At 60.5% G+C, this 22,224-nt stretch carries 21 protein-coding genes; all 21 read left to right on the forward strand.

Annotated features, from left to right (window positions below):
* Positions 1 to 149 precede the first annotated feature (149 nt).
* The 21 genes from BUB04_RS02830 (at position 150) to fliP (ending at position 22,222) form a co-directional block, all read left to right on the forward strand.
* Positions 150 to 1,544 carry a sigma-54-dependent transcriptional regulator gene (locus BUB04_RS02830; protein WP_073036727.1) on the forward strand — a complete coding sequence of 465 codons (1,395 nt, stop codon included), beginning with the start codon at positions 150 to 152 and terminating at the stop codon, positions 1,542 to 1,544.
* Between the two features lie 343 nt (positions 1,545 to 1,887).
* Positions 1,888 to 4,326 (forward strand): tetratricopeptide repeat protein, encoded by a 2,439-nt coding sequence (locus BUB04_RS02835; protein ID WP_073036728.1) that lies wholly within the window; start codon positions 1,888 to 1,890, stop codon positions 4,324 to 4,326.
* 43 nt (positions 4,327 to 4,369) lie between these two features.
* Entirely contained in the window at positions 4,370 to 5,704 is a 1,335-nt protein-coding gene (locus BUB04_RS02840) for a sigma-54-dependent transcriptional regulator (RefSeq protein ID WP_073036730.1), read from the forward strand.
* Positions 5,705 to 5,890: 186 nt separating this feature from the next.
* Positions 5,891 to 6,277 (forward strand): flagellar basal body rod protein FlgB, encoded by a 387-nt coding sequence (flgB, locus tag BUB04_RS02845; protein WP_073036732.1) that lies wholly within the window; start codon positions 5,891 to 5,893, stop codon positions 6,275 to 6,277.
* On the forward strand, positions 6,277 to 6,714 hold the full coding sequence (flgC, locus tag BUB04_RS02850) for a flagellar basal body rod protein FlgC (RefSeq protein ID WP_073036733.1): 438 nt from the start codon (positions 6,277 to 6,279) through the stop codon (positions 6,712 to 6,714). The genes flgB and flgC overlap by 1 nt, the downstream gene beginning before the upstream one ends.
* A gap of 22 nt (positions 6,715 to 6,736) precedes the next feature.
* The gene (fliE, locus tag BUB04_RS02855; protein ID WP_178371885.1) at positions 6,737 to 7,033 is read left to right on the forward strand and encodes a flagellar hook-basal body complex protein FliE; all 297 of its coding nucleotides are present in this window, start codon (positions 6,737 to 6,739) and stop codon (positions 7,031 to 7,033) included.
* A 30-nt stretch (positions 7,034 to 7,063) separates the two neighbouring features.
* On the forward strand, positions 7,064 to 8,653 hold the full coding sequence (gene fliF, locus BUB04_RS02860; protein WP_084075995.1) for a flagellar basal-body MS-ring/collar protein FliF: 1,590 nt from the start codon (positions 7,064 to 7,066) through the stop codon (positions 8,651 to 8,653).
* 3 nt (positions 8,654 to 8,656) lie between these two features.
* Positions 8,657 to 9,658 carry a flagellar motor switch protein FliG gene (fliG, locus tag BUB04_RS02865; RefSeq protein ID WP_073036735.1) on the forward strand — a complete coding sequence of 334 codons (1,002 nt, stop codon included), beginning with the start codon at positions 8,657 to 8,659 and terminating at the stop codon, positions 9,656 to 9,658.
* The gene (locus tag BUB04_RS02870; protein WP_073036737.1) at positions 9,645 to 10,376 is read left to right on the forward strand and encodes a FliH/SctL family protein; all 732 of its coding nucleotides are present in this window, start codon (positions 9,645 to 9,647) and stop codon (positions 10,374 to 10,376) included. Before fliG ends, BUB04_RS02870 begins: the two co-directional genes overlap by 14 nt.
* Positions 10,366 to 11,685, forward strand: coding sequence for a FliI/YscN family ATPase (locus BUB04_RS02875; RefSeq protein WP_073036739.1), 1,320 nt, complete (start codon positions 10,366 to 10,368; stop codon positions 11,683 to 11,685). The genes BUB04_RS02870 and BUB04_RS02875 overlap by 11 nt, the downstream gene beginning before the upstream one ends.
* An 11-nt stretch (positions 11,686 to 11,696) precedes the next feature.
* Positions 11,697 to 12,161, forward strand: a complete 465-nt coding sequence (fliJ, locus tag BUB04_RS20230) for a flagellar export protein FliJ (protein ID WP_073036740.1) — start codon at positions 11,697 to 11,699, stop codon at positions 12,159 to 12,161.
* Positions 12,052 to 12,801, forward strand: a complete 750-nt coding sequence (locus BUB04_RS02885; RefSeq protein WP_143156327.1) for a MotE family protein — start codon at positions 12,052 to 12,054, stop codon at positions 12,799 to 12,801. The genes fliJ and BUB04_RS02885 overlap by 110 nt, the downstream gene beginning before the upstream one ends.
* A 248-nt stretch (positions 12,802 to 13,049) precedes the next feature.
* Positions 13,050 to 15,518, forward strand: a complete 2,469-nt coding sequence (locus BUB04_RS02890; RefSeq protein WP_073036743.1) for a flagellar hook-length control protein FliK — start codon at positions 13,050 to 13,052, stop codon at positions 15,516 to 15,518.
* A gap of 34 nt (positions 15,519 to 15,552) precedes the next feature.
* Positions 15,553 to 16,236: a flagellar hook assembly protein FlgD gene (locus BUB04_RS02895; RefSeq protein ID WP_073036745.1), complete on the forward strand. Its 684-nt coding sequence runs from the start codon at positions 15,553 to 15,555 to the stop codon at positions 16,234 to 16,236.
* A 95-nt stretch (positions 16,237 to 16,331) separates the two neighbouring features.
* Positions 16,332 to 17,483 (forward strand): flagellar hook-basal body complex protein, encoded by a 1,152-nt coding sequence (locus BUB04_RS02900; RefSeq protein WP_084076001.1) that lies wholly within the window; start codon positions 16,332 to 16,334, stop codon positions 17,481 to 17,483.
* Positions 17,484 to 18,430: 947 nt separating this feature from the next.
* The gene (locus BUB04_RS02905; RefSeq protein WP_073036749.1) at positions 18,431 to 19,195 is read left to right on the forward strand and encodes a flagellar motor protein; all 765 of its coding nucleotides are present in this window, start codon (positions 18,431 to 18,433) and stop codon (positions 19,193 to 19,195) included.
* A 40-nt stretch (positions 19,196 to 19,235) separates the two neighbouring features.
* Positions 19,236 to 19,727, forward strand: coding sequence for a flagellar basal body-associated FliL family protein (locus BUB04_RS02910; RefSeq protein ID WP_073036751.1), 492 nt, complete (start codon positions 19,236 to 19,238; stop codon positions 19,725 to 19,727).
* A 15-nt stretch (positions 19,728 to 19,742) separates the two neighbouring features.
* Entirely contained in the window at positions 19,743 to 20,735 is a 993-nt protein-coding gene (fliM, locus tag BUB04_RS02915) for a flagellar motor switch protein FliM (RefSeq protein ID WP_073036753.1), read from the forward strand.
* 57 nt (positions 20,736 to 20,792) lie between these two features.
* Complete coding sequence (gene fliN, locus BUB04_RS02920) at positions 20,793 to 21,161, forward strand: flagellar motor switch protein FliN (protein WP_435051095.1); 369 nt, start codon at positions 20,793 to 20,795, stop codon at positions 21,159 to 21,161.
* A 3-nt stretch (positions 21,162 to 21,164) separates the two neighbouring features.
* The gene (gene fliO, locus BUB04_RS02925; protein WP_073036754.1) at positions 21,165 to 21,467 is read left to right on the forward strand and encodes a flagellar biosynthetic protein FliO; all 303 of its coding nucleotides are present in this window, start codon (positions 21,165 to 21,167) and stop codon (positions 21,465 to 21,467) included.
* Positions 21,464 to 22,222, forward strand: coding sequence for a flagellar type III secretion system pore protein FliP (gene fliP / locus BUB04_RS02930; protein ID WP_073036756.1), 759 nt, complete (start codon positions 21,464 to 21,466; stop codon positions 22,220 to 22,222). Before fliO ends, fliP begins: the two co-directional genes overlap by 4 nt.
* The last annotated feature ends 2 nt before the right edge of the window (positions 22,223 to 22,224 follow it).

Below are 22,224 nucleotides of genomic sequence, written 5' to 3' on the forward strand. Positions count from 1 at the left end.
TCCCGGAAAGGTCTGCCCCGCACTGGCGAAAAAAATCCCCGCCCGCGACGTCAAAGTCTTGACTCTCCGAAAGATTTCCTTACACTCTTCTTGTAGTTATCTCAAATTGTCCGGAACCCTGACAGAAAGACGCAGCCAGAGAAGACCCTATGAGCACGGACCACCCGCCCACGACCGTTCTGCTTGTCGACGACAGCCCCGACACACTGGAACTCATGGTGGAAGGGCTCCAGGAGGAAGGCTACCAGGTGGAGGTGGCCGCCAGCGGCAAGGAGGCCGTTGGGAAGGCCAAGGACCGATCCTATGACATCGTCTTGACCGACCTGGTGATGCCGGGCATGGACGGGCTGGAGGTCCTGGCCCACTTCACCCAAGCGCACCCGGAAACGGTGGTGATCATGCTCACCGGGTACGCCACCATTGAAACCGCCGTGGAGGCCATGAAGCGCGGGGCGTTCGACTACCTGACCAAACCCGCCAAGCTGGACGAAATCCTGCTGGTGCTTGAACGGGCGAAGGAATTCATCACCCTTCGCTCGGAAAACGTCCTGCTCAAGTCGCAACTCCAGGAGCGGTATCGTTTCGACAAGATCATCGGCCAGAGCCCGGCCATGCAGTCCATTTACAGAATCATCGAGCGGGTGGCCCGAACGGACACCACGGTCCTGATCACGGGGGAGAGCGGCACGGGCAAAGAGTTGATCGCCAACGCCATCCATTACAACAGCCAACGCCGCGACAAGCCCCTGGTTCCCATCAACTGCGGAGCCATCCCGGAGGAGCTCCTGGAAAGCGAGCTGTTCGGTCACGAGAAGGGGGCTTTCACGGGAGCCCTGAGGGACCGGAAGGGCCGATTCGAACTCGCCCACCAGGGAACGGTCTTCCTGGACGAAATCGGCGACATGAGCCCCAAGCTCCAGGTGAAGCTCCTGCGTTTCCTCCAGGAGCGGACTTTCGAGCGGGTGGGCGGCTCCCGGACCATCGAGGTGGATGTGCGCATCATTGCAGCCACCAACAAGGATCTGGAAAAAGAGGTGGAAGAGGGCCATTTCCGTGAAGACCTCTATTTCCGCCTGAATGTCATCCCCATCCAGGTGCCGCCCCTGAGGGAGCGGGAAGGCGACATCCCCTTGCTCGTCCACTATTTCCTGAGACAGCACTGCCTGAAAAAGGATCTCCCCGCCAAGAAGATCTCCAAGGAAGCCTTGGACTATCTGGAACGTTACGAATGGCCGGGAAACGTGCGGGAGCTGGAGAACATGATCGAGCGCATGGTGATCTTGACCGAATCGGACACCATCGACGTGCCGGACCTGCCCCCAAGGATCCGCAAGAGCGTACCCAGTCCCGCGCCGGAGCGGATCGAAATCGGGGAAGAAGGCATCGACCTCAAGCAGATCCTGGAGGACCTGGAAAACAAGCTGATTTTGGAAGCCCTCAAGAAGGCGGGGGGCGTCAAAAACCAGGCGGCCAAGCTCCTGGGCCTCAACCGAACCACGCTGATCGAGAAGCTCAAAAAGAAGAAGCTGGAACTGCCCGTCTGATCCTTCCCCGAAGACCAGGTCATTCCCGGCCCCCCACTCCCCGAGCGTACGTTTCGAGCCATCTCCCGTTCGGGACCCGCCGGCGTTCCCCCTGAAACAACCCTTTCCTCAAGCCCCTTTCAGGACCATTCCACACAAGAAAGTCAGGCCTTCGGGGGTCTGGATGCCGCCCTCACTTCCAGCGTCCCCCCTCTTCTTGGATCGCAGACAAAACAAGCAGAGCCCCAAAACGCGCCGCTGGCGAATCCCTTTGTTTCCCGGGGGCTGGTATGTCCCTTGCTAAGCCATACGGCCGGATCGAATTTCTTCTGCGTGCGTCGAACCCCGATTGGATGTTTGGTTGATGGCAGTGCGTCGGTGTTTCCGATTCGTTTGGCTTGTCCTTCTTCTGATGGTTTCCGTCAGTGAGGCGAAGACCGTCGTCCATGATGTCCGCCTGGGGCTCCATCGCGGGTACACGCGGCTCGTCCTGGAATGCGAGGGCGAAAAACCCGCGAAGACCTACCGGGACGGGCACGAAAAATGGATCGTCTCCTTCAAGGATCTTCAGGATCGGACGCCCCATGGCAAGTGGGAACAGAGCACGCTGGGCGTGGTCAGGGGGGTTCGGACCCACGGGGGAGCCGACATGCCCCGGATCCAAGTGGTAGTGGCCGAAGCGGTACAGAAGGCGCGCATCTTCACCCTTCCCGGTACAGGGAGGCATGGGAACGGTTACCGCTTGGTCATGGATTTCTTTACCGAGAACGGCAAGACCCGCGTCCAACCTCAGACCCCGCCATCGGCGGAAGATCCCGGCGCGTCCCCCGCCCGCCCTCCGCAGGAATCAAGAGTGCGTTCGGATCCACAGGGCCCGGTGCCCCAAAAGCCCGGGGTCGGGCTCCATTCGCAACCGGGCGACGCCTTGGCCATGGAAGCCCAGCCCGAAGATTCCCCCCCGATGCAGGAGGAAACCGAACAGGCTTCCGGCATAAGGGCCGATCCCGACCGCTCCAGGAAGGTGTCGAAACCCATCGTCCGCAGATCCCCCTATGATGCGGCCAATGCGATCTTCGAGCTGCAAAGGCAAAGGGGGTTCTCCAGCGGAGAGGGGATTGAGCGCGTCATCTCATCTTACGAAAAGGCACTCAGGGTCGCTCCGGACGACCCGCAGAAACCCTTGGCTCTCTACCGGTTGGGACTGTGTTACAGAAAGACGGGCAAGCCCCATAAGGCCAAGGAGGTTCTGCAGCAGCTGGTGGACGCCTTCGGCTCGGACCCCGTTGCGGCGAGGGCCTGGCTCCTGTTGGGCGAGCTGGCTCAGGACGAAGGGGACCATGTCAATGCCTTGGCGGCTTTCGATCGAGCAGCCCAAAGATCCAGCGGGGGGCCGGAATCCACCGGGATTGCCTACCTTAAAGGGATCAGCCTTCTGGAAGCGGGCAACGCCCAAGAAGCCCGGTCCACTCTCCAACGGATCTTGGAGGAGAACACGGACTTTCATTTAAAGGCCCCCGAAATCTTTCGATACATGGGGGAAGCCGCCTTCGCGCTGAAGGAATTCCCGGAAAGTCGCCGGTGGCTCTTCCGATATCTGAACGTGGCTCCATCCGTTCCAGACAAGGACCTGGTACTCGCCCGCCTTGCAGAAACCTATCTGCAAGAGGGCAACCGCGACATGGCGGACAAACTCTTCGCCCACATCGAGGCCCATTACCCGGGGTCGGAGGGGGATCTCGTGGGCCGCATCCGCAAAGCCGAGTTTTACGAGAGCCAAGGTCCCGACATGCGCGAGGAGGCCCTGCTGATCTATCGGGATCTGGCCGCCCTGCCACTGCCGGAGCCGCTCGGGCACTTTGTTCAATTCAAACTGGCGTATGCCGATTGGCAGCAGGGGCGATACCGCGAGAGTCTGGCCAAAATCGATTCCATCCTCCAGGAGTCGTCCGCATCCTCGGCATTTGACGAGTTTCGGGAGCTTCGCGAGAGGGTTGTTGTGGACTGGGCACGACGGCTTCACGAACAAAAGGATTACAAGGGGGTGATCGAGCTTTACAATGCCGACCCCTTCCTTTTCCAGGAATCCACCGGAACGGACATGCAGATCGTGGTCGCGGAGTCTTTCGAGGCGTTGCGATTCTTCCCCAACGCTCTAGCCCTCTACGAATCCCTCCTGGAAAAGAAACCGGAAGATCGTTGGCGTCTGCACGTGGCGCGATGCGCCTTCGAGATGGGGGAACTGGATAAGGCTTGGCGGGCGGCTGAGGCCATCAAGGGTGCATCCTACGCTCGGGAAAAGGAAGAGATCCTGGGAAGAATCTGCGCCACACGCAGAGACTACCCGGGCGTTTTGGAGCATATCGGGCGGATCGTGGCGGAGAGCGGCGAGGCCGATCCTGTGGACCCGGAGCTCCTCGGCCTCTATGCGGAGGCCTGGCACCGCACGGGCCAACACGAAAAGGCTCTGGTGTGGTGCCGGAAGGCCTTGGGCGCCCTTCCCAAGGGACGACCCCATCTTTTTGTCTCCCTGAGCATCCTGGCCAGCCGGTGTCACCTGAACCTGGGCCGGACAGACAAGGCCCTGGAACTGCTTGAACAGGCGATCCCCCAGGTGGATTCCGAGGATTTGAGAAATCAGCTGACCTATCAGATCGGCATGCTCTTTCTGGAAACAGGCAAGGAGGACAGTGCAGAAAAGACCTTTTCCGAGCTCCTCACGTCCCCCAAAGAGTTCTGGAAAATGGCGGCAAGACAGCAGTTGGACTACTTGAAGATCAAGAAGCAGAATTCGGAGATCTTCTGAGACTCTCGCCACCCGGTGAGCCCATGAGGAAGCGGCGTTGCCCATGCGAATCCTAGTCATCGAGCCGGACCCGAAAGAAGCTCAGATCCTTCAGCACATTCTCTCGGACCTGGGACACCAGTGCGCCACCACCTCCCGATACGACGGCGCCTGGGACCTGGTCGAACGCTTTCGACCCGGTGCGGCTCTTGTGGCTCTCGACGGGGACAGTTCCCCCCTGGTCCAGTTCCTCAGGAAGACCCAGGGCCTGGAAGAGCCCCTTCCCGTCATCGTCGTAACGCGGGCCCCGAACCTGGAAGACGCGGTGGAGATGATGAAGCATGGGGCCCATGATTTCTGGGTTCACCCAATCACGCGGGAACGGCTGGAAAAAGCGCTGGGATGGCTGGAAGGCCGAGACCGGTCTTCCGGCTCACCCGATCCCATCGCTCAACCGTCAAGAGTGATCATCACCCAAAATCCCACCATGATCCGGCTGAAGGCCATGGCCGCCAAAGTAGCGGCCAGCCGGGCCACCGTCTTCATCCAGGGGGAAAGCGGAACCGGCAAGGAACTCTTTGCCAACTACATCCACACGCACAGTCGACGGTCCGGCGCCCCCTTTCTCGCCGTCAATTGTGCGGCCCTGCCGGAAAACCTCCTGGAGAGCGAGCTGTTCGGCTACGAGAAGGGAGCCTTCACCGGAGCCAACCGCCTTCGCAAAGGCAAATTCGAGCTGGCCGACAAGGGCACCCTCCTGCTCGACGAAGTCACGGAAATCCCCATCCACCTGCAAGCGAAGCTCCTGAGAGTACTCCAGGAAGGCGAAGTGGACCGGCTTGGGGGGCGGCTGCCCGTCCCCGTGGATGTCCGCGTCATCGCCACCACCAACCTCAACGTGGCGGAAGCCGTAAAGGAAAATCGCTTCCGAAAGGACCTGTACTACCGCCTCAATGTGATACCGCTCAGAATACCGCCCCTGCGCGAAAGAAGGGACGACCTGCCCCTTCTGGTGGTCCACTTCCTGAAAAAGTTCAGGGAATTACACGGAACCAGGACCACGGAGGTCGCGCCGGAAGCCCTTAGAAAAATGGAAGCCTACCCTTGGCCAGGCAACGTGCGCGAACTGGAAAACGTCGTCCAGAGGGCGGTCCTGATCCATGACGAGAAGATTTTGCAGCCCCAACACATCGACTTCGATCCCGTGGAAGACCTGGATGCGCCCCAGGACCTTCCGCTCATGAGCATCGGTGAAATGGAGCGCCGCATGATCCACAAGGCCCTGGAAACCACCGAAGGCAATCGGACCCGGGCCGCAGAACTCCTCGGGATCAGCGTGCGAACCCTCCGAAACAAACTGAACGATTACAAACAGCTCTCCGGCGATAGCGCAGCCTAACCCCAAAGAGTCATGGTAGTGACATCCGCCCGGGGGGCCTCTCTGTCAATTTCATGACACCCTCCCCCTTGGACCCCGCCCTCCTCTTGCATTCGACCACCCTTCCGCATGGTATGGACTTTGCTTCTTCGTCAGGACGGCAATCTTGGAAATCTTGGATATGGATCCCTTGTGGAGGAGCCGACCATGGGTCACGGGAACGCCATTGACAGGACGGTCGCCCTGATGCAGGACCGTCTGAACCTGAACACCTTGAATCACAAGGTCATTTCCAGCAACCTGGCCAACATCAACACCCCCCGTTATGTGGCCAGGCACCTTTCCTTCGAGCAAACCCTGAGGGAGACCCTGGAAGAGGACGTCCTGCACCTGGTCCGAACCCGGGGCGAACATATGGACCCTGCGGATGTGGAAGAGGCCCTACGCGAACCGCAGTTGGTGGAAACGGGGCCGGTGGACCTGGATAGCGAGATGGCGCGCCTTGCCCAGAACAGCGTGGAGTACCAGTTCATCGTGACCATGCTCAACAAGAAATTCACCTTGATCAAGGCGGTATTGGAAGGAGGACGCTAATGGATTTCCAGAGCGCCATGCACATCAGCGCCTCGGGGCTGAAGGCCAACAGGGTCTGGATCAACGTGGTTTCCGCCAACCTGGCCAACATCAATACCACCCGAACGGCTGAAGGAACCCCCTACAAGCGGCGAACGCTCATCCTGGAAGCGACCCCCGAACAGGCCGATTTCCAGGCCGTTTTCAACGAGGCCCTGGAAGGCCAACTGGAGAGGGTGGAAGTGAGCGAGATCGTACCCGACGGCAGGGATTTCAGGATGGTCTACAATCCCGGCCACCCGGATGCCGATGAGGAAGGCATGGTGCTCATGCCCAACATCAATCCTGTGGAGGAGATGGCCAACATGATGAACGCCGCGCGCTCTTACGAAGCCAATCTGGCGGCCTTGAACACCGCACGGCAGCTCGCCCTGAAGGCCCTGGAGCTGGGCCGTTAACCCATCTTAGGAGATGGTTCCCATGAAGATCACGGAATCCTGGAATGCCCGCCCTGTTTCGGACATGGCCCTGCGCGGCAATGAAGCGCGGCGGCAAGGCGGTTCTTTTTCCACGGAGCTGAAGGAGACCCTACAGGGAGTCAATCATCTGCAGAACCGCGCAGAAGAAGCCATGGTGGAAGGAGCGGTTCGGGGCGCTGAAAACATTCACGAAACGATGATCAAACTGCATGAGGCGGAAATAAGCTTGAAACTCCTGGTCAAGACCCGGGACAAGGCACTGGAGGCCTATCAAGAGATCATGCGGATGCAGTTCTAAGACACGCGTGGGTAAGGAGTGAGCCGGGGCATGGAGAAGCTGCGCGCCTTTTTTTCCCGATTGAAGAGCTCTTTTTTGGATCTTCCCGGACCCCAGAAGATTCTGACTCTCGGTTCGGTCCTTCTCCTGGTGGGGAGCCTGGCGTACCTGGCCGTCACCTTCAACCAGGTGGAATACGCTCCACTTTATTCGGAGCTTTCCGAAGCGGATCTGGCCTCCGTCGTGGAGGTGCTCAAAGAGAAAAAGGTTCCTTACAAGCTGACCGGAACTCAGGCCGTGGCCGTTCCCAAAGACAAAATCTACGAAACACGGCTCGCGCTGGCGGCCGAAGGTCTGCCCCGGGGAAGCGGTGTGGGCTTTGAGATCTTCGATCAGCAAAGGCTGGGAAGCACGGAATTCGTGCAGCGAATCAATTACCAGCGAGCCCTTCAGGGGGAGCTGGCACGCACCATCAACCAAATGACGGAAGTCCAGGAAAGCCGGGTTCACCTGGTCTTGCCTGAAGACGCCCTCTTCGCCGAGGACCAGAAACCTCCCCGCGCCGCGGTGTTTCTCAAGCTGCGCCCCGGCGCCCAACTCGGCCAGCGCCAGCTGCAGGCCATCGCGAACCTGGTGGCCAGCGCCGTGGAAGGCCTGGAGACCGATAACGTGACCATCATGAGCACGGACGGAAAGGTCTTCTACAAGAAGGACCGAAGCGAATCCCCCCTGGAGATGAGCGCCCATCAGCTGGAAGTGAAGCATCGGGTGGAGGAAGATCTTCGCAACAAGGTCCAGAACATGCTGGCCCGCGTGGTGGGAGCCGACAAGGTGGTGGCCCAGGTTTCCGTGGACCTGGACTTCAGCCGGGTGGAAATCGCCGAAGACATCTACGACCCGGACAGCGCCGTCGTGAGAAGCCAGCAAAGGAGCCTGGAGACCTCCCAGGGCAAGGAGCTCACGCCGCGGGGAAACCCGGACGCCCCCATCAACATCGAAAGCCGCCTGCTCGAAAACCAGCCGGGCGCGGAACAAAAAACCTTCAACAGGCAAAAAGAGACGGTCAATTACGAGATCAACCGCATCAACCGACAGATCGTACGCTCTCCGGGAACCGTTCGGAAAGTGTCGGTGGCCGTGGTGGTGGACGGCCCCTACCGGACGGAAACCTCCGCCGACGGAAACCCGGAAAGGGTCTTCGTGGGCAGAAGTCCCCAGGAGCTCAAGACCCTGGAAGACCTGGTCAAGAAGGCGGTGGGATTTGACGAGGGCCGCGGAGACCAGGTCTCCATCACCAATGTTGCCTTCGCCTCCGACCCGCTCCAAGGATTGGACTCGCCCGTCCCGGAAAACAAGTACCTCGCCCTGCTTCGCCAGCACCAGAAGATCCTTTTCAATCTGCTCCTGCTCTTGCTGGTGTTCTTGTTCGTGGTGCGCCCCTTTATGAAGCGATTCCAGCAAATCGGCGATGGCGAACCCGCCCGGGGAGGCCGCCACCCTGCTCTACCCGGAGGGGAGGAGGAGGACCTGCTGGAAGCTCCCAAGGAATTGCCCTTGCGGGAACAGGTGATGGATCTGGTGTTCGAGAACCCGACCCAGGCGGCCCAGGTGATTCGAGCCTGGATCAAGGAGGACGCATAAACGATGGCGAAGTTGTCCGGACTGCAGAAGGCCGCCGTAGTGCTTTTGGCGTTGGGGGAACAGGCTTCCGCCCAGATCCTCAAGGATCTGAGCCCCGCGGAAATCAAGAAACTGGGCTCCCAGATCGCGCGTCTGGAAAAGGTTGAGAAACCCACCACCGACGAGGTTCTCAAGGAATTCCTCGTGTGCATGAAAGAGGACCAAGGCGTCCACATACCCGGCAACCTGTTCCTGAAAAAGCTACTGCCGGCGGTTCTCAGCCCGGACGAGGCCCAATCGGTCATGACCACCATCGAGGAGGAAAACCAAAAGGTCCCCTTCAAGAACTTGCAGGACGTGGACCCGCGGGTTCTTGCCAATTTCATTAAGAACGAGCATCCCCAGACCATTGCCATCATCCTGGTTCACCTGGACCACGAAAAAGGCAGCGAGGTTCTGGGACTCCTTCCGGAAAACCTCCAGTTCGAGGTGGCCAACCGGATCGCCACCCTGGAGACGGTGCCGCCGGACCTCCTGCGGGAAGTGGACGAGGTTCTCGAAAAGGAACTGCTCTCCGTATCGGATCAGGGCTATAAGATCGTCGGAGGGGTGCAGGCGGTAGCCGAACTGCTCAACCGATGCGACCGCCGCACCAGCGACAACATCCTGCAGGCACTGGAAGACCACGATGCCGAACTTGCGGATAACGTGCGTAATCTCATGTTCGTTTTCGACGACCTGGTGAATGTGAACGACCAGGGCATCCGGGAGCTGCTCAAGGAAATCACCAACGAGGACCTCACCCTGGCCCTCAAGACGGCCTCGGAAGAAGTCAAGCAGAAGATTCTGAAGAATCTGTCCCAGCGCGCCGCCCAGATGCTTCTGGAAGACATGGAGGTCATGGGGCCGGTGCGGCTGAGCGACGTGGAAGCCGCCCAGCGCAACGTGCTCAATGTGGCCCGCAAGCTGGAGAAGGAAGGACGACTGATGCTGGCCAGAGGAGACGGCGGCGATGCCCTCGTCTAAGGTCGTCAAAGGGGCCCGTCAAGAGACCTGGGCCAAGTTCGCCTTTCAGGAGATCGGCTCTGAAGACGAATCGGGAGGGATTCCCGCTCACTCGCAAGCCGGGGCCGCCCCGACGGATGTGGATCCCCTGGAGGATTTGGAGGAAACCATCCGGCGCCAGCTCCTGGAAGCGGAGCGCCGGGCCCAGGAGATCGAACGGGACGCCTACCAAAAGGGCTACGAGCAGGGCCGAAAGGACGGCTTCGACTTCGGCGCCAAGAGCATGCGTGTGATTCAGGAGCAGATGGAGACGCTGCTTGGCCACATGGAAGGCCTCCCGTCCCAGATCCTCCAGGACTACCGGGAATGGCTCATCCGAGCCAGCCTGTCCCTGGCGAAGGTCATCGTGCGCCGTGAGGTGCGTGCGGACGCCGCCATCCTGGCCGCCCTGGTGGATGAGTGCATGGAGAGCATGGACCGTTCGCACGAAATCACCCTCGTGCTCCACCCGAAGGACAAGGCACTCTTGGAAAAACATGGCGTTCTGGCCAGGTGGGCAGGGGCGCAGGAAGCCGCGGACGGAGTCCTGCACATCCGCACCGACTCCGAAATGGAACGGGGCGGATGTCGGCTGATCAGCGCGATCCAGGAGATCGATGCGACCCTGGAGACCCGTTGGAAGGATCTGGAAGCGCGCCTCACCAGCGATTCGCACGCCGAGGCTCCCCATGAAGCGTGACTACTTGCATCTGGAGGACCTTCCTCTGTCGATCGGAACCGCCGGCAAATGGAAGCGATACGGCAGGGTGCATCTGCTTTTGGGCAACCTGATCGAGGCGGTGGGGTTCGAGGCGACCCTCGGGACCATCTGCAGGATCCACTCGCAGACGGACTCCCCGCCCGTCTTTGCCGAGGTGGTGGGATTTCATGGGAAGAACCTCAAGTTGGTTCCCCTATCGCCCGTCCAGGGCTTGGCCCCCGGCAACCGGGTGGAGATCCACCCCCACTCCGCATCCTGTACCGTCGGTCGCGAGCTCCTGGGCCGAGTCCTCAACGGAATGGGAGAACCCGTGGACGCCCTCGGCCCCCTGCCCACCGGCACGGCTTATCCCCTGCGTTGCCCCGTCCCCAACCCCCTGGACCGGCCCATCATCTCGGAACAACTGGACGTGGGCATCCGGGCCATCAACGGGTTGCTTCCCATCGGGAAGGGACAACGGATGGGCATCTTCGCCGGCTCCGGGGTGGGAAAAAGCACCTTGCTGGGCATGATGGCCCGTTACACCTCCGCCCCGGTCAACGTCATCGCTCTCATCGGAGAGCGCGGCAGGGAAGTCAATGAGTTCCTGGAATCGGAACTGGGCCCTGAAGGGAGACGGCGCTCGGTGGTGGTGGTGGCCACCTCCGACCAGCCGGCGTCCCTGCGCGTGCGCGCCGCCTATGTGGCGTGCGCGGTGGCGGAATATTTCAGGGATCAGGGGCAGGATGTTCTCTTCATGATGGATTCCGTGACCCGATTCGCCATGGCCATGAGGGAGATCGGGCTCGCCGCCGGAGAGCCCCCCACCACCAAGGGCTACCCGCCCAGCGTCTTCGGTGCCCTCCCTCAGCTCCTGGAACGCGCCGGCAACTTCTCCCAAGCATCCATCACCGGCATCTACACCGTCCTCGTGGAAGGCGACGACCTGGACGACCCCATTGCGGATACCGTCCGCTCCATCCTGGACGGACATATCGTCCTGGACCGGGAGCTGGCTCACCGGCGGCACTACCCCGCCATCAATCCCCTCAAGAGCGTCAGCCGGTTGACGGATCGCCTCCTGGATCCGGAAGTGAAAAGCCGGGCGTCCAGGTTCATCGAAGTCCTCGCCCAATACAAGTCCGCCGAAGACATGATCAATATCGGTGCCTACCTGAAGGGGAGCCACGGCCCCACCGATTACGCCATCCAGATGATCGACAAGCTCAACGATTATCTGAAACAACCCGTCACCGAACGGGCCACCATTGAACAGGCCCATCAGTCCTTGAAGAAGCTCTTCGATTGAGTTGGAGCCCCATGGCCTTTCAATTCCGTTTCCGCAAGCTTCTCGAACACAGGGAACATCTGGTGCGGCAGTCGCAAATCGAGCTGGCCAACGCTCTGGCGGAAGTCCGGGAGATCGGGCGGCGGATAGCCGCCGTCGAAAGGCAGTTGCAGGACACCAGAGAGCGTCTTTCGAAGAAGCAGCGCGAAGGCATCTCCGTGGCCGAGTTTCTTTCCTTCCAGGATCACCTGTCGGGATTGGAACAACAATTGCTTAAGCTGAACGAACAATGGGAGGCGGCGCAGCATAAAGCCGCCGCCCGGCAGGAAGCCTTGGTGGACAGAGAGCGAGAGGCCAAGAAACTGGAGAGACTGGAAGAGATCGATCATGAGCGCTTCCGAATCGAGGAAAAGAAACGAGAGCAGAGGCATTTGGACGAATCGGCCCAAACAACCCTCCTGCGAGGGCCTCTCCCCCTCGGAAACGAACCCCCCTGAGCCGAACAGGCCCCCCCGGAAGGGCCTGTCCTTTCTTCTGGCCGGGCTCCTGGTGCTGGGGGGTCTCAAGGTGGGGCTCAGCACTCTGGATCTTTGGGGAAAACTTCCGCAGCCCGCAAACGTCATGGAGCTCCGGGAAGTGCATGCCCAGGAGCAATCCGAGACGCCCCCGCCCCGCCCCTCTTCCCAGGCAGACCCGAACGAAGCACCCCGCCCCATCCATGAAGAAGTCCTCCTCACCCCCGAAATGATGGCTCATCTCAAAGAGCAGAAGGAACAGCTCCGGCAAAAGGAGCAGGAACTGACGGAGCGTGAAGCGTATCTCCGCCAAATGGAGGAGGAGATCGAAAGCCGATTGAAGGAACTCATCGCTCTGCAGGAAAAGATACAGAAGGCCCAGGAAGAAATCCGCATCTATCGTGAAGAACAGGAACAGGCCAGAAGCGCTCAAATCCGCGCATTGGCCAAGATTTACGGAAACATGAAGCCCAAGGAAGCCGGGGAGCTCATGCAAAACCTGGAAGACGACCTGGTGGTGAAGATCATCTCCCTCATGACCGCAGACCAGGCCGCCAAAATCCTTTCCAGCATGGAGGTGAAAAAGGCCGCCAAGATTTCCAAGGCCCTCACCGCCAACTGATCTCCCGCACCACCCGCACCTCCCTCCCACCCCGCCGCCGGGCGCCGCCGCCCGGCGGCAACTTTTTCTCACCAGTGCTGAAAAATTTGCCCCCTTTCGAGGGGCGGGCAAGGCCCCACTCCGTTTCGAGGCGCACAAGACATGGATTTCACAGCTTTTTCCATGACACCCCCATCTGGCATCCTAATTGCCATCCCAATGGGCCGACACGCAACGACTCCATGGACCCATTGGAAAAAGGGGCACACATGCTGCCACTCTCACTCAATGTCTCGCAAATGCTTTCCGAATTCCTGGCCAAGGAACGGGAGCGAATCGGGAAGAAAGTTCTGTCCTCGGAGTTCCAGCAGGATCTGGCTTCCGAGATGAACCTCCTGCTGGGAAAGGCCGGTGGCACATCTTCCGGAGAATCTCTCCAGCTGCCGTCGGGATGGACCGTGGACCTCCCCGTGTCGGCAAATTCAGCCGAAGACCTGTGGGACGCCCTGGCCGCACTGGGGGGCGATTCCATGAGCGGTCGGCGCCCGGCGGCCGATTCAACGCAAGAGCCGGATGCCACCCTCGTTCTGGCCGACCCCCTGCTGCTTCAGAAGGTTCTGGCGCGGTTGCACGTTCCCGCGGAAACACGCAATGAACTTGCGGCGGAAACGGGAGACGAAGGCGCCATAAGCCTTCGGACCCTCACCGATCTGCTGGGAAGGGCTGCCGAGGCGTCCCCCGCCCTGGGCGAATCGCGCGCGGCCGTCGCCCCCGCCACTGTGCGGCGTCTTCTGAAAAACATCCGGTGGTCGGAGGGGGACAGCTCCCTGCCCTTGGATTGGGAAAAAGCCGCCGGGACGTCCGAATATGACTTGGAGCGGATCACGGCCCTGTTTTCCAAGATACTCGAAACGGCCGAGGAAATACCATCCAAGGAAGCCCACGGCTCTCTGCAGCCACTGGAAACCGCCCAGGGAAACGCCGCCTCGAAGGCCGAGGACCCGATTCCTTTGCACGCTGAGCCCGAGAGAGGGACCGCGCCCGGCCTGGCCGGTTTCGCCGCCCCTTCCGAAACCTCCCCCAAAGACGAAAAGGATCGAGCAGGGAGATCCCCTCTCTTTGAGGGGTCCGCACCGGGCTCTCAAGATTCTTTGGAGCACCTTCTCTCTCCCCCGTCAGCCGAGGAAGTGACCACAAAACGAAGGGAAAGCGTTTCCGGCAATCCTTCCCCCGACGGAGAGAAGAAAAAGGCAAGGCGGCACGCCTCGCCCCCGGCGGACGACCGAAGCGGTGTGCGGACGGAAAAGCTCCAGGCAAGATACAACCCGGAAGTTTCCACGCCCACGACGGAAAATTCCCAGGAAGGCGCCCCGTTGCCGGGTGAAGCGATCGAGAGCCCACTGGAACGGCTGCGATCGTGGGCCCGCCCCCTTCTGGAAGGTGGGCCCCAGGCACAAGAGCTTGCGGGTCTTTCGCTCGCCGTCACCGGCGAGGATGCCTCAGAGGAACAGGCCCCCTCCCTGGACGCCGGCCTTCAGGCGATGCGGGCCGCGGCCAAGGCCGCCCTTACAAGCGAACAAAGGAGCGGCTCTTTCGCGCAGGCCGAAGCAGGGGTCGCCCCCTCTGCCCGTACGCAACAGCCTCTGCCCCAGGTTGAAGGCGTGGGAACCCTTGGCGGATCGGAGAGCCGAGGCCAGGACGCCCATGCCCTGTTGAGACAGGCGGATGCCGCTCAACCTGACGTTCACAAATCCGATCCCACCCCATCCGACCCCGAAAGGAAGGCCGCCCAAGGGGGGAGTGGAAAAGGTATCGCCTTCGCCCATCTGCAATCCCAGGCGTTCGAAGGAAAGGACGAGGCAGACGGGCAGCAGCGCCTACCCTTTTCGGGAAGCGAGCCCCACAGCCTCCGACAACCCTTGAGCTCCACGCAACGGATTTCGACCGTACCCGCAAGCCCCCAGGCCCTCGAGTCGGGCGGGGGGGATGCCGATCTCTCCACGGAAACCGCTTTTGTGGAAGGTCGTCCGGACGAGGACGCCGCCATCGGATTGCATTCCAGACCCCGTTCCCATGCGGGCGCGGTGGAAGGCCCGGGAGGCGGCATGGGCCGATCTTCCGCATTCCCTAACGGGGAAAACCTTTCCCAGGGGTTTCAGAAGGAGGGCGCTTGGGCACGCGGCCACTGGAATGAGAACGGGCAGAGTATCTCCATCAGACAGCAACCGTCGGAACCCTTCGTGCTCCCGGCGGGCTCCGCTTCCTCCCTCCAAGGGACTCTTTCCTCCGGGCGAATGGAGTCTGCTGCACCGGTTTTCAGTTTTGCCGAGGCCCAGTGGCCCCAGGATCTGGCAGACCTGGTGGGACGCATGAGCCGGGAAGGAAGACACCGCATGACCCTCGAGGTGGAACCCAAGCATCTGGGGAAACTCAGCCTTCGGATCGAAACCCATGGGAATGCCGTGAGCGCCTGGATCCAGACGGAGCATCCCGACGCCCGCGACCTCCTGGCCCGCAACAGCGCCTTTCTCCAGAATCTCCTTTCCGAACAAGGCCTCAACCTGAGCCAGTTTTCGGTGGACGTCCGGGAACACCACCGCCATCCCGGGCGTCGCGCCGAAGAGGAGCCCGGGACCGGCAACCGGGCAAGGGGCACCGAAACGGCAGGTCCGGTCAAAGGCCCCGGCATCGCCCGGTACGCAGGCGCGACGGGGACCACCATCAGTCTAAGGGCGTAGGCACACAGCTTATCCACTTCACGAGGTGACCATCATGGCCGTCAGCTCCGTTACAAGCACCACACAAACCTCGTCGACAACGTCCAGTGACGGGACGACCGCGGGGGCCGCGCTGTCCGACATGAACGCCTTTCTGTTGCTGTTCACAACCCAGCTCCAGAATCAGGATCCCACCAACCCCATGGACACCTACGAGATGTCGGCCCAGCTGGCCCAGTTCAGTACCGTCGAGAAATTGACACAGATCCACAGCCAGCTGGAAACCCAGGAGAACTATCTCGCCTCCATCAACAACGCCCAGGGCATTCAATTTCTGGGGAAGACGGTGAGCGTGGCGGGCAACGGGATTCAGGTGGCGGACGGGAAGATCAGCGACGCCCTGGTGGAGCTGGAGGAAGCGGCGGACGTCACCGTGACCATCTATGATGAATCGGGAGACGCCGTCCGGACCCTTGCCCTGGGAACCCTGGAGGCGGGCCGCCACGCAATCGAGTGGGACGGCAAGGACGATTCGGGGAAATCGGTCTCCGACGGCACCTACACTTTCGAAGTGTCAGCCACCGATGTAAGCGGCAACACCGTGGCCTCCACATCCATCATGGCAGGAAGCGTTTACGGGTTCAGAATGGAAGACGGTGTCAGCTATCTGGTTCTGGGGGGCAGCGACGGCCTGCTGGTTCCGGTGGGCTCGATCCTGCGCATCGAAACCTCCGGCTAGCCTTCATGAACCAGGAGGACAGAGAAACCGCAAGCAAATCCGCGAACGGGGCCCTTTGGGGCCGATGACCAGGAAAAACACGAGGAGGAACATCCATGGGTATCAGCCAAGCGATGAACATAGGCGTCAGCGGTCTCAACAGCTCCGCCACGGCTCTCACGGTGGTGAGCGACAACATCGCCAACGTGAACACCACCGCCTACAAGGCCAATAGCGTCCGTTTCGGCGATTTGGTGGGAGGCTACTACTCCACCTTGTCCAAAGACACCGACCGGGAAGGGGCCGGAACCGCCATCATGGGGATCGTGACGGAATTTTCTCAGGGTTCGCTGCAGAGCACCACCCGGTGGTCGGACCTGGCCATCAACGGCGAGGGTTTTTTCAGCGTGCGAGTGCCCGGATCCACCACGGTTTACTACACGCGGGACGGCGGCTTCCACATGGACAAGGACGGTTACTTCGTGAACGAGCTAGGCTACCACGTCCTCAACAGGGACGGAAACGAAATCCTCGTGGACAACCCCGCCGATCCGAAACTGACGGACTACAGCGTGGATTCCAACGGTCAGATCTGGGGCACCCCGCTGGATCCCCACCAGGTCATGATCTGCGACACCCAAGGGAACTCCAATCCCAAGGCCTACGGTAGCATCTATATTCAAAATCCCATAGCCGACGGCAGCACCATTACCATCTCTTTGACGGACACATCCGGCAATACGGTGACTCTCGACCTCGATGTCGGGAGCGCAGCCGATCTTCCGCTCAACTATGACACCGACAACGACAACGTGAACGACGCTTTCGTCGGGGCCATCAACCTTTCCGAGTTCGACCTCACCACCATCCTCGCCTCCGGTACCGCCAACGAGGACTCCTACCTGGTCACTAGTGTCGACGATGGCTCGGGCCTTGTGGAAGACTCCGATTGGGTGGCCACCAGCAACGATCCTCAACCGGTGGTCGGGGGACAACTGAGGGTGTCCACCTTCGCCAACAACAACGGCCTTGTCCGGCACGGCAACAACCTCTACACTCAGGGACCGGAATCCAAGTTTCCCATCCATGGGACGGCCAACGACGGAGTCCGCGGCGGCATCTCAAGCCTCACCATCGAGGCATCGAACGTGGACCTGGCCAAGGAGATGGTGAACATGATCACCTACCAGGCCAGCTACACAGCCAACTCCAAGACCATCACCACCGCCAGCCAGCTCCTGGACGTGGCCGTGAACATGGTCCGCTAGACCCAATCGGTACTTTGAGTGCCTCCTTCCCCACCCCCGCGGGAGCCCGCCCGCGGGGGCATCCTTTCCGCCCCTGGGCTTTTTCATCTCCCCTACTAAGTCATTTTTTTGACTTGCCCCCGCCCCCCTTTCCTCCGCTCGTTGCCGGCCGGGTTGGTAGGGACGAAAGATCTTTCGCCCCTACCGCCGGCGAAAACCCCAAAAGAGTTTGTTCGAAAATTCCATTCCTCTTCTTGGGATTGAGCCGCTGTTGGTCGTGTCGGGGCGGTTCCCGATCCGCCCCCAGAAGGCTGTCCGTCAACGCCGCGGATGAGCACTTTTCTCGTAGCGCAGCCCTTTAGGGCTGCGGAGGAACCCCCGACCGTCGGATAGTCCATCGCGTATTTCTCGGCACTTCAGGGAGTTACGATGACCCTTTCCGCGGGGCTGAAGCCCCGCGGCTACGAGGAGCACCAAAATTCCTCGGCCTTGTAGGTGGGAGAGCCATTGCCAGACAGGCTCCTGGCTGACGGCCCGGTTGGTGGGGGCGCAAGATCTTTCGCCCCTACCGTCGCGGAAGGCCACATACGAGCTCGCTCGAATAAGCCGTTCCCCAGGAGATCGCGTCCACCTTGGTCGTGACGGGGCGGTCCCCGAACCGCCCTTCGAGGAAAGGACCGTCAACGTTGAGACGCCCCGCCCAAACGGCCCCTGCCCCCACCGGAGCGCGGATGCCAGACGGAAAGGGAAAACAGCACCCCCTCGGCGTTGTGGTACAGCCCTTTAGGACCGCGAAAAAGGAGCCTGTAAGCAAGGCACGCCGGCCACCGGACTCAAGTAAAAACGTCTTCCGCCCGATATTCCCTACGGCTGGCGCGGTGTTTGCTACCCCCTGCCGTGAGTCTGTTCGGCCCGGGCACGCTTGGATTTTTGCATGAACTCATGGTTTTCGAGGTGATCGAGTACGCATGGACATCGCAACCCTAGTCGGCATCGTATCCGCCTTCGCCCTGGTCATCATCTCCATCATGATGGGGGGAGGCCTGGGGCTGTTTGTCAACATCCCCTCCCTCATGATCGTTGTGGGCGGCACTTTGGGGGCCACCATGGTGAACTACCCGCTGGCCGACGTGCTGGGGGTTTTCAAGGTGGTGAAAAACGTCTTCTTCACCAAAGTGTGGAGCACCCAGGAAGTGGTGGACCGTTTTGTGGATTTTGCCAACAAGTCGCGCCGCGAGGGCATCCTGGCCCTGGAATCGGAGGTGGCCAACCTGGACGACGACTTCATGGTCAAGGGCCTGCAGCTCACCATCGACGGCATGGAGCCAGAGTCCATCCGGGAGATTCTGGAAACGGAGATCGAGTACCTGGAGGAACGCCACAAGTCGGGGGCGGAGATCCTCACCACCATGGCCACGTTCTTCCCCGCCATGGGCATGATCGGCACCCTGATCGGCCTGGTGCAGATGCTGGCCACCATGGACGATCCCAGCACCATCGGCCCCTCCATGGCCGTGGCCCTGCTCACCACGTTCTACGGGGCCGTGGCGGCCAACCTGGTGTGTCTGCCCATGGCCGGAAAGCTCAAAAAGAGGAGCCAGGAGGAGACCCTGGTCAAGGAGATGATCATCAGTGGGATAGTGAGCGTGGCCAACGGGGAGAATCCCCGCGTCATCGAGCAGAAGCTCCACTCGTTCGTGCCCCCGACCGCACGAGAAAGCAGGTTTGATTAACGACTGGGCAAACGGAAAGGAAAAGTGAAGGAGCACGGGCATGGCTAAAAAGAAGGAAGCGGCGGAAGCAAAGAACCAGCAGCAAGAGGAAAAGAAATCCCCTTTGATGAAGATCCTCCTGCTGGTGGTTCTGCTGGCCGTTGTCGGAGGGGGGGGGTTTTTCGCCTATACCAAGTTTTTTGCCGGAAAAGAGAAGGAAACCCCGGCCCAGGCCAAACCCGCCCTGGAAAAGCCGGTCATAAAGAACCTGGACACCTTTCTGGTGAACCTTTCTGATCCGGGCGGAGAGCGCTACCTGAAGATCACCATCCAACTTAAGTTGAGCAGCGAGGCCGCTTTGGCCGAATTCGACACGCGCAGCGCCGAACTGAGAGATGCCATTCTCATGTTGCTGTCCAGCAAGGAATACGACGATATCTCGTCGCTGTCCGGCAAGCTCGCTCTCAAAAGGTCCCTGGCCGACAGCCTGAACCGGATTCTGAAGCAAGGCCAGGTGCTCGACATCTATTTCACCGAATTTCTCGTCCAATAAGACAGGCCCGCGCCCATGGAACACGTCCTTTCGCAAGATGAAGTGGATGCCCTGCTCAAGGGACTGGACGGCGGAGAGATCGAAACGGAGACGGATGCCGCCCAACCGGACGACGGGCAAAAGGGCATCCGACCGTATGATCTCACGAGTCAGGATCGGATCATCCGCGGTCGGATGCCGACTCTGGAGATCATCAACGATCGATTCGCGCGGGTCCACCGCATCACCCTTTCCGGCGCCTTGCGCAAAGTGGTGGACATCACGGTCACCCAGAAGGAGATGATCAAGTTCGGGGACTTCATCCGCACCCTGCCCGTTCCCACCAGCCTTCACGTACTCAAGATGGAGCCCCTGCGGGGACACGTGCTGCTCGTCGTGGAAAGCCGCCTGATCTTCAACCTGGTGGATTGCTTCTTCGGAGGGACCGGCAGAAGCAGTTTCAAAATCGAAGGGCGGGACTTCACCTCCATCGAGCAGCGGGTCATCAACAAGGTGGTGCGCATGGCCCTCAAGGACCTGGAGGAAGCCTGGAACCCGGTCACATCCATCGCGTTCCGGTTCGTGCGTTCCGAGGTGAATCCCCAGTTCGCCACCATCGTGCCGCCCACGGAGTTGGTGATCGTCGTCCACTACGAACTGGAGATGGACTCTCTCATGGGAAAGATCATCCTGTGCCTTCCCTATTCCACCATCGAGCCCATCCGCTCCAAGCTTTCCGCAAGTTACCAGAGCGACCAGCTGGAGGTGGACTTTTCGTGGACCCGGCGGTTCATCCGCCGCCTGCGGGAGGTGCAGGTCTCCTTGACCGTGGAGCTGGGACGCACTCAGATCAAGGGTCAGGACCTGTTGCGCCTGGAAAAGGGAGACGTGATCCTCCTGGATCAGGACGTAAGCCACCCGCTTCTCGTGACCGTGGAGGGAGTGCCCAAGTACCGGGCCGAAGCGGGAATTCACAAAGGCAATCAGGCCGTCAAGATCGTGGAGCTCATCACACCTCCGAGAGACTGAAGGCAACCGTGAAGATGAGAAGGGAGATCGTCCATGGCTGAAAAAGCCAAAGGGAACATGGCCACGGAGTTGGAACCTATGCAGGCCCCCACCGTTTCGGCCCCCAAGACCGGCAGCGGCAACGACGGCGCCGGAGACGATGCCGAGGCGGCCATGAAAAAGGAGATGCGGGATCTGGATTTCATTCTGGATCTGCCGCTGGAAATCTCCGTGGAGCTGGGTAGGACGAAGCTGCTTATCAACGACCTGTTGCAGCTCGGACAAGGGTCCGTGGTGGAATTGAACAAGTTCGCCGGGGAGCCTCTGGAGATCCTGGTCAACAACAAACTCATCGCGCGCGGGGAAGCGGTGGTGGTCAACGAAAAGTTCGGCGTGCGCATCACCGACATCATCAGCCCCTTGGAGCGCGTCAAGCAACTCGGCTGACCTATGGATTTTGCACTCCACTTTCTCCAGACAGCGGCGGCGCTGGCCTTGGTGGTGGCCCTCCTTTTGGGGTTCTCCCACGTGGTGAAGCGCTTCGGATGGCCCCTTTCCAAGGGACAGGGCACTTCGCACATCCGGGTTCTGGAGCGCCGCTTTCTGACCAACAAGCACTCCCTGGTCTTGGTTCGCGTTCAGGGCGAGCGGCTCCTGATCGGAGTGTCCCCCAACGGGATGGAACTTCTGGCGAGTCTTGCGGATCGTCCGGAAGAATCGGCAGATCTGCGGGCAGAGGGGGACGTACCGTGACAACGAAAAGAATCCTCCTGCTCCTGGCCCTGTTGGGGATCTTCTGGCACTTGAACGCCGCCGAATGTCGGGCCTTGGACCTGAATCTGCCCGCCGTCCGGTTTCAGATGGACGACGCTCAGGCCCCCGAACAGGTGGCCGGCGTTCTCAAGATTCTTTTTGTCCTGACCATCCTGTCCGTCGCGCCTTCGATCCTGGTTCTCATGACCTCCTTTACAAGGCTGGCCGTGGTCTTCGCCTTCCTCAGGACCGCGCTGGGCACGCAACAGTCCCCGCCGAACCAGGTAATCGTGGGCCTTGCGCTTTTTTTGACCATGTCCATCATGTGGCCCGTCTGGCAGCAGATCCACGATCAGGCCCTGAGGCCCTTCCAGGCCCAGGAGATCTCCGGGGAGGAGTTCCTCCAGCGGGCCGTGACACCGCTCAAGAATTTCATGCTCAAGCAGACGCGGGAAAAGGACCTCAAACTCTTCGTGTCGTTCACCTCCGACGAAAAGCCGAAGGATGCCGCTTCCCTGCCCTTGAGCGCCGTGGTTCCGGCCTTCGTCATCAGTGAACTCAAGACCGCCTTCCAGATCGGGTTCCTCCTGTATGTTCCGTTCCTGGTCCTGGACATGGTGGTGGCGAGCATCCTTCTGTCCATGGGAATGATGATGTTGCCCCCGGTCATGATCTCTCTGCCGTTCAAGCTGATGCTCTTTGTCCTGGTGGACGGCTGGAATCTTCTGGTTGCGTCCCTGGTGAAGAGCTTTTAGGA

The sequence above is a fragment of the Desulfacinum infernum DSM 9756 genome (assembly GCF_900129305.1).
In the GTDB taxonomy this organism is placed as follows: Bacteria; Desulfobacterota; Syntrophobacteria; order Syntrophobacterales; family DSM-9756; genus Desulfacinum; species Desulfacinum infernum.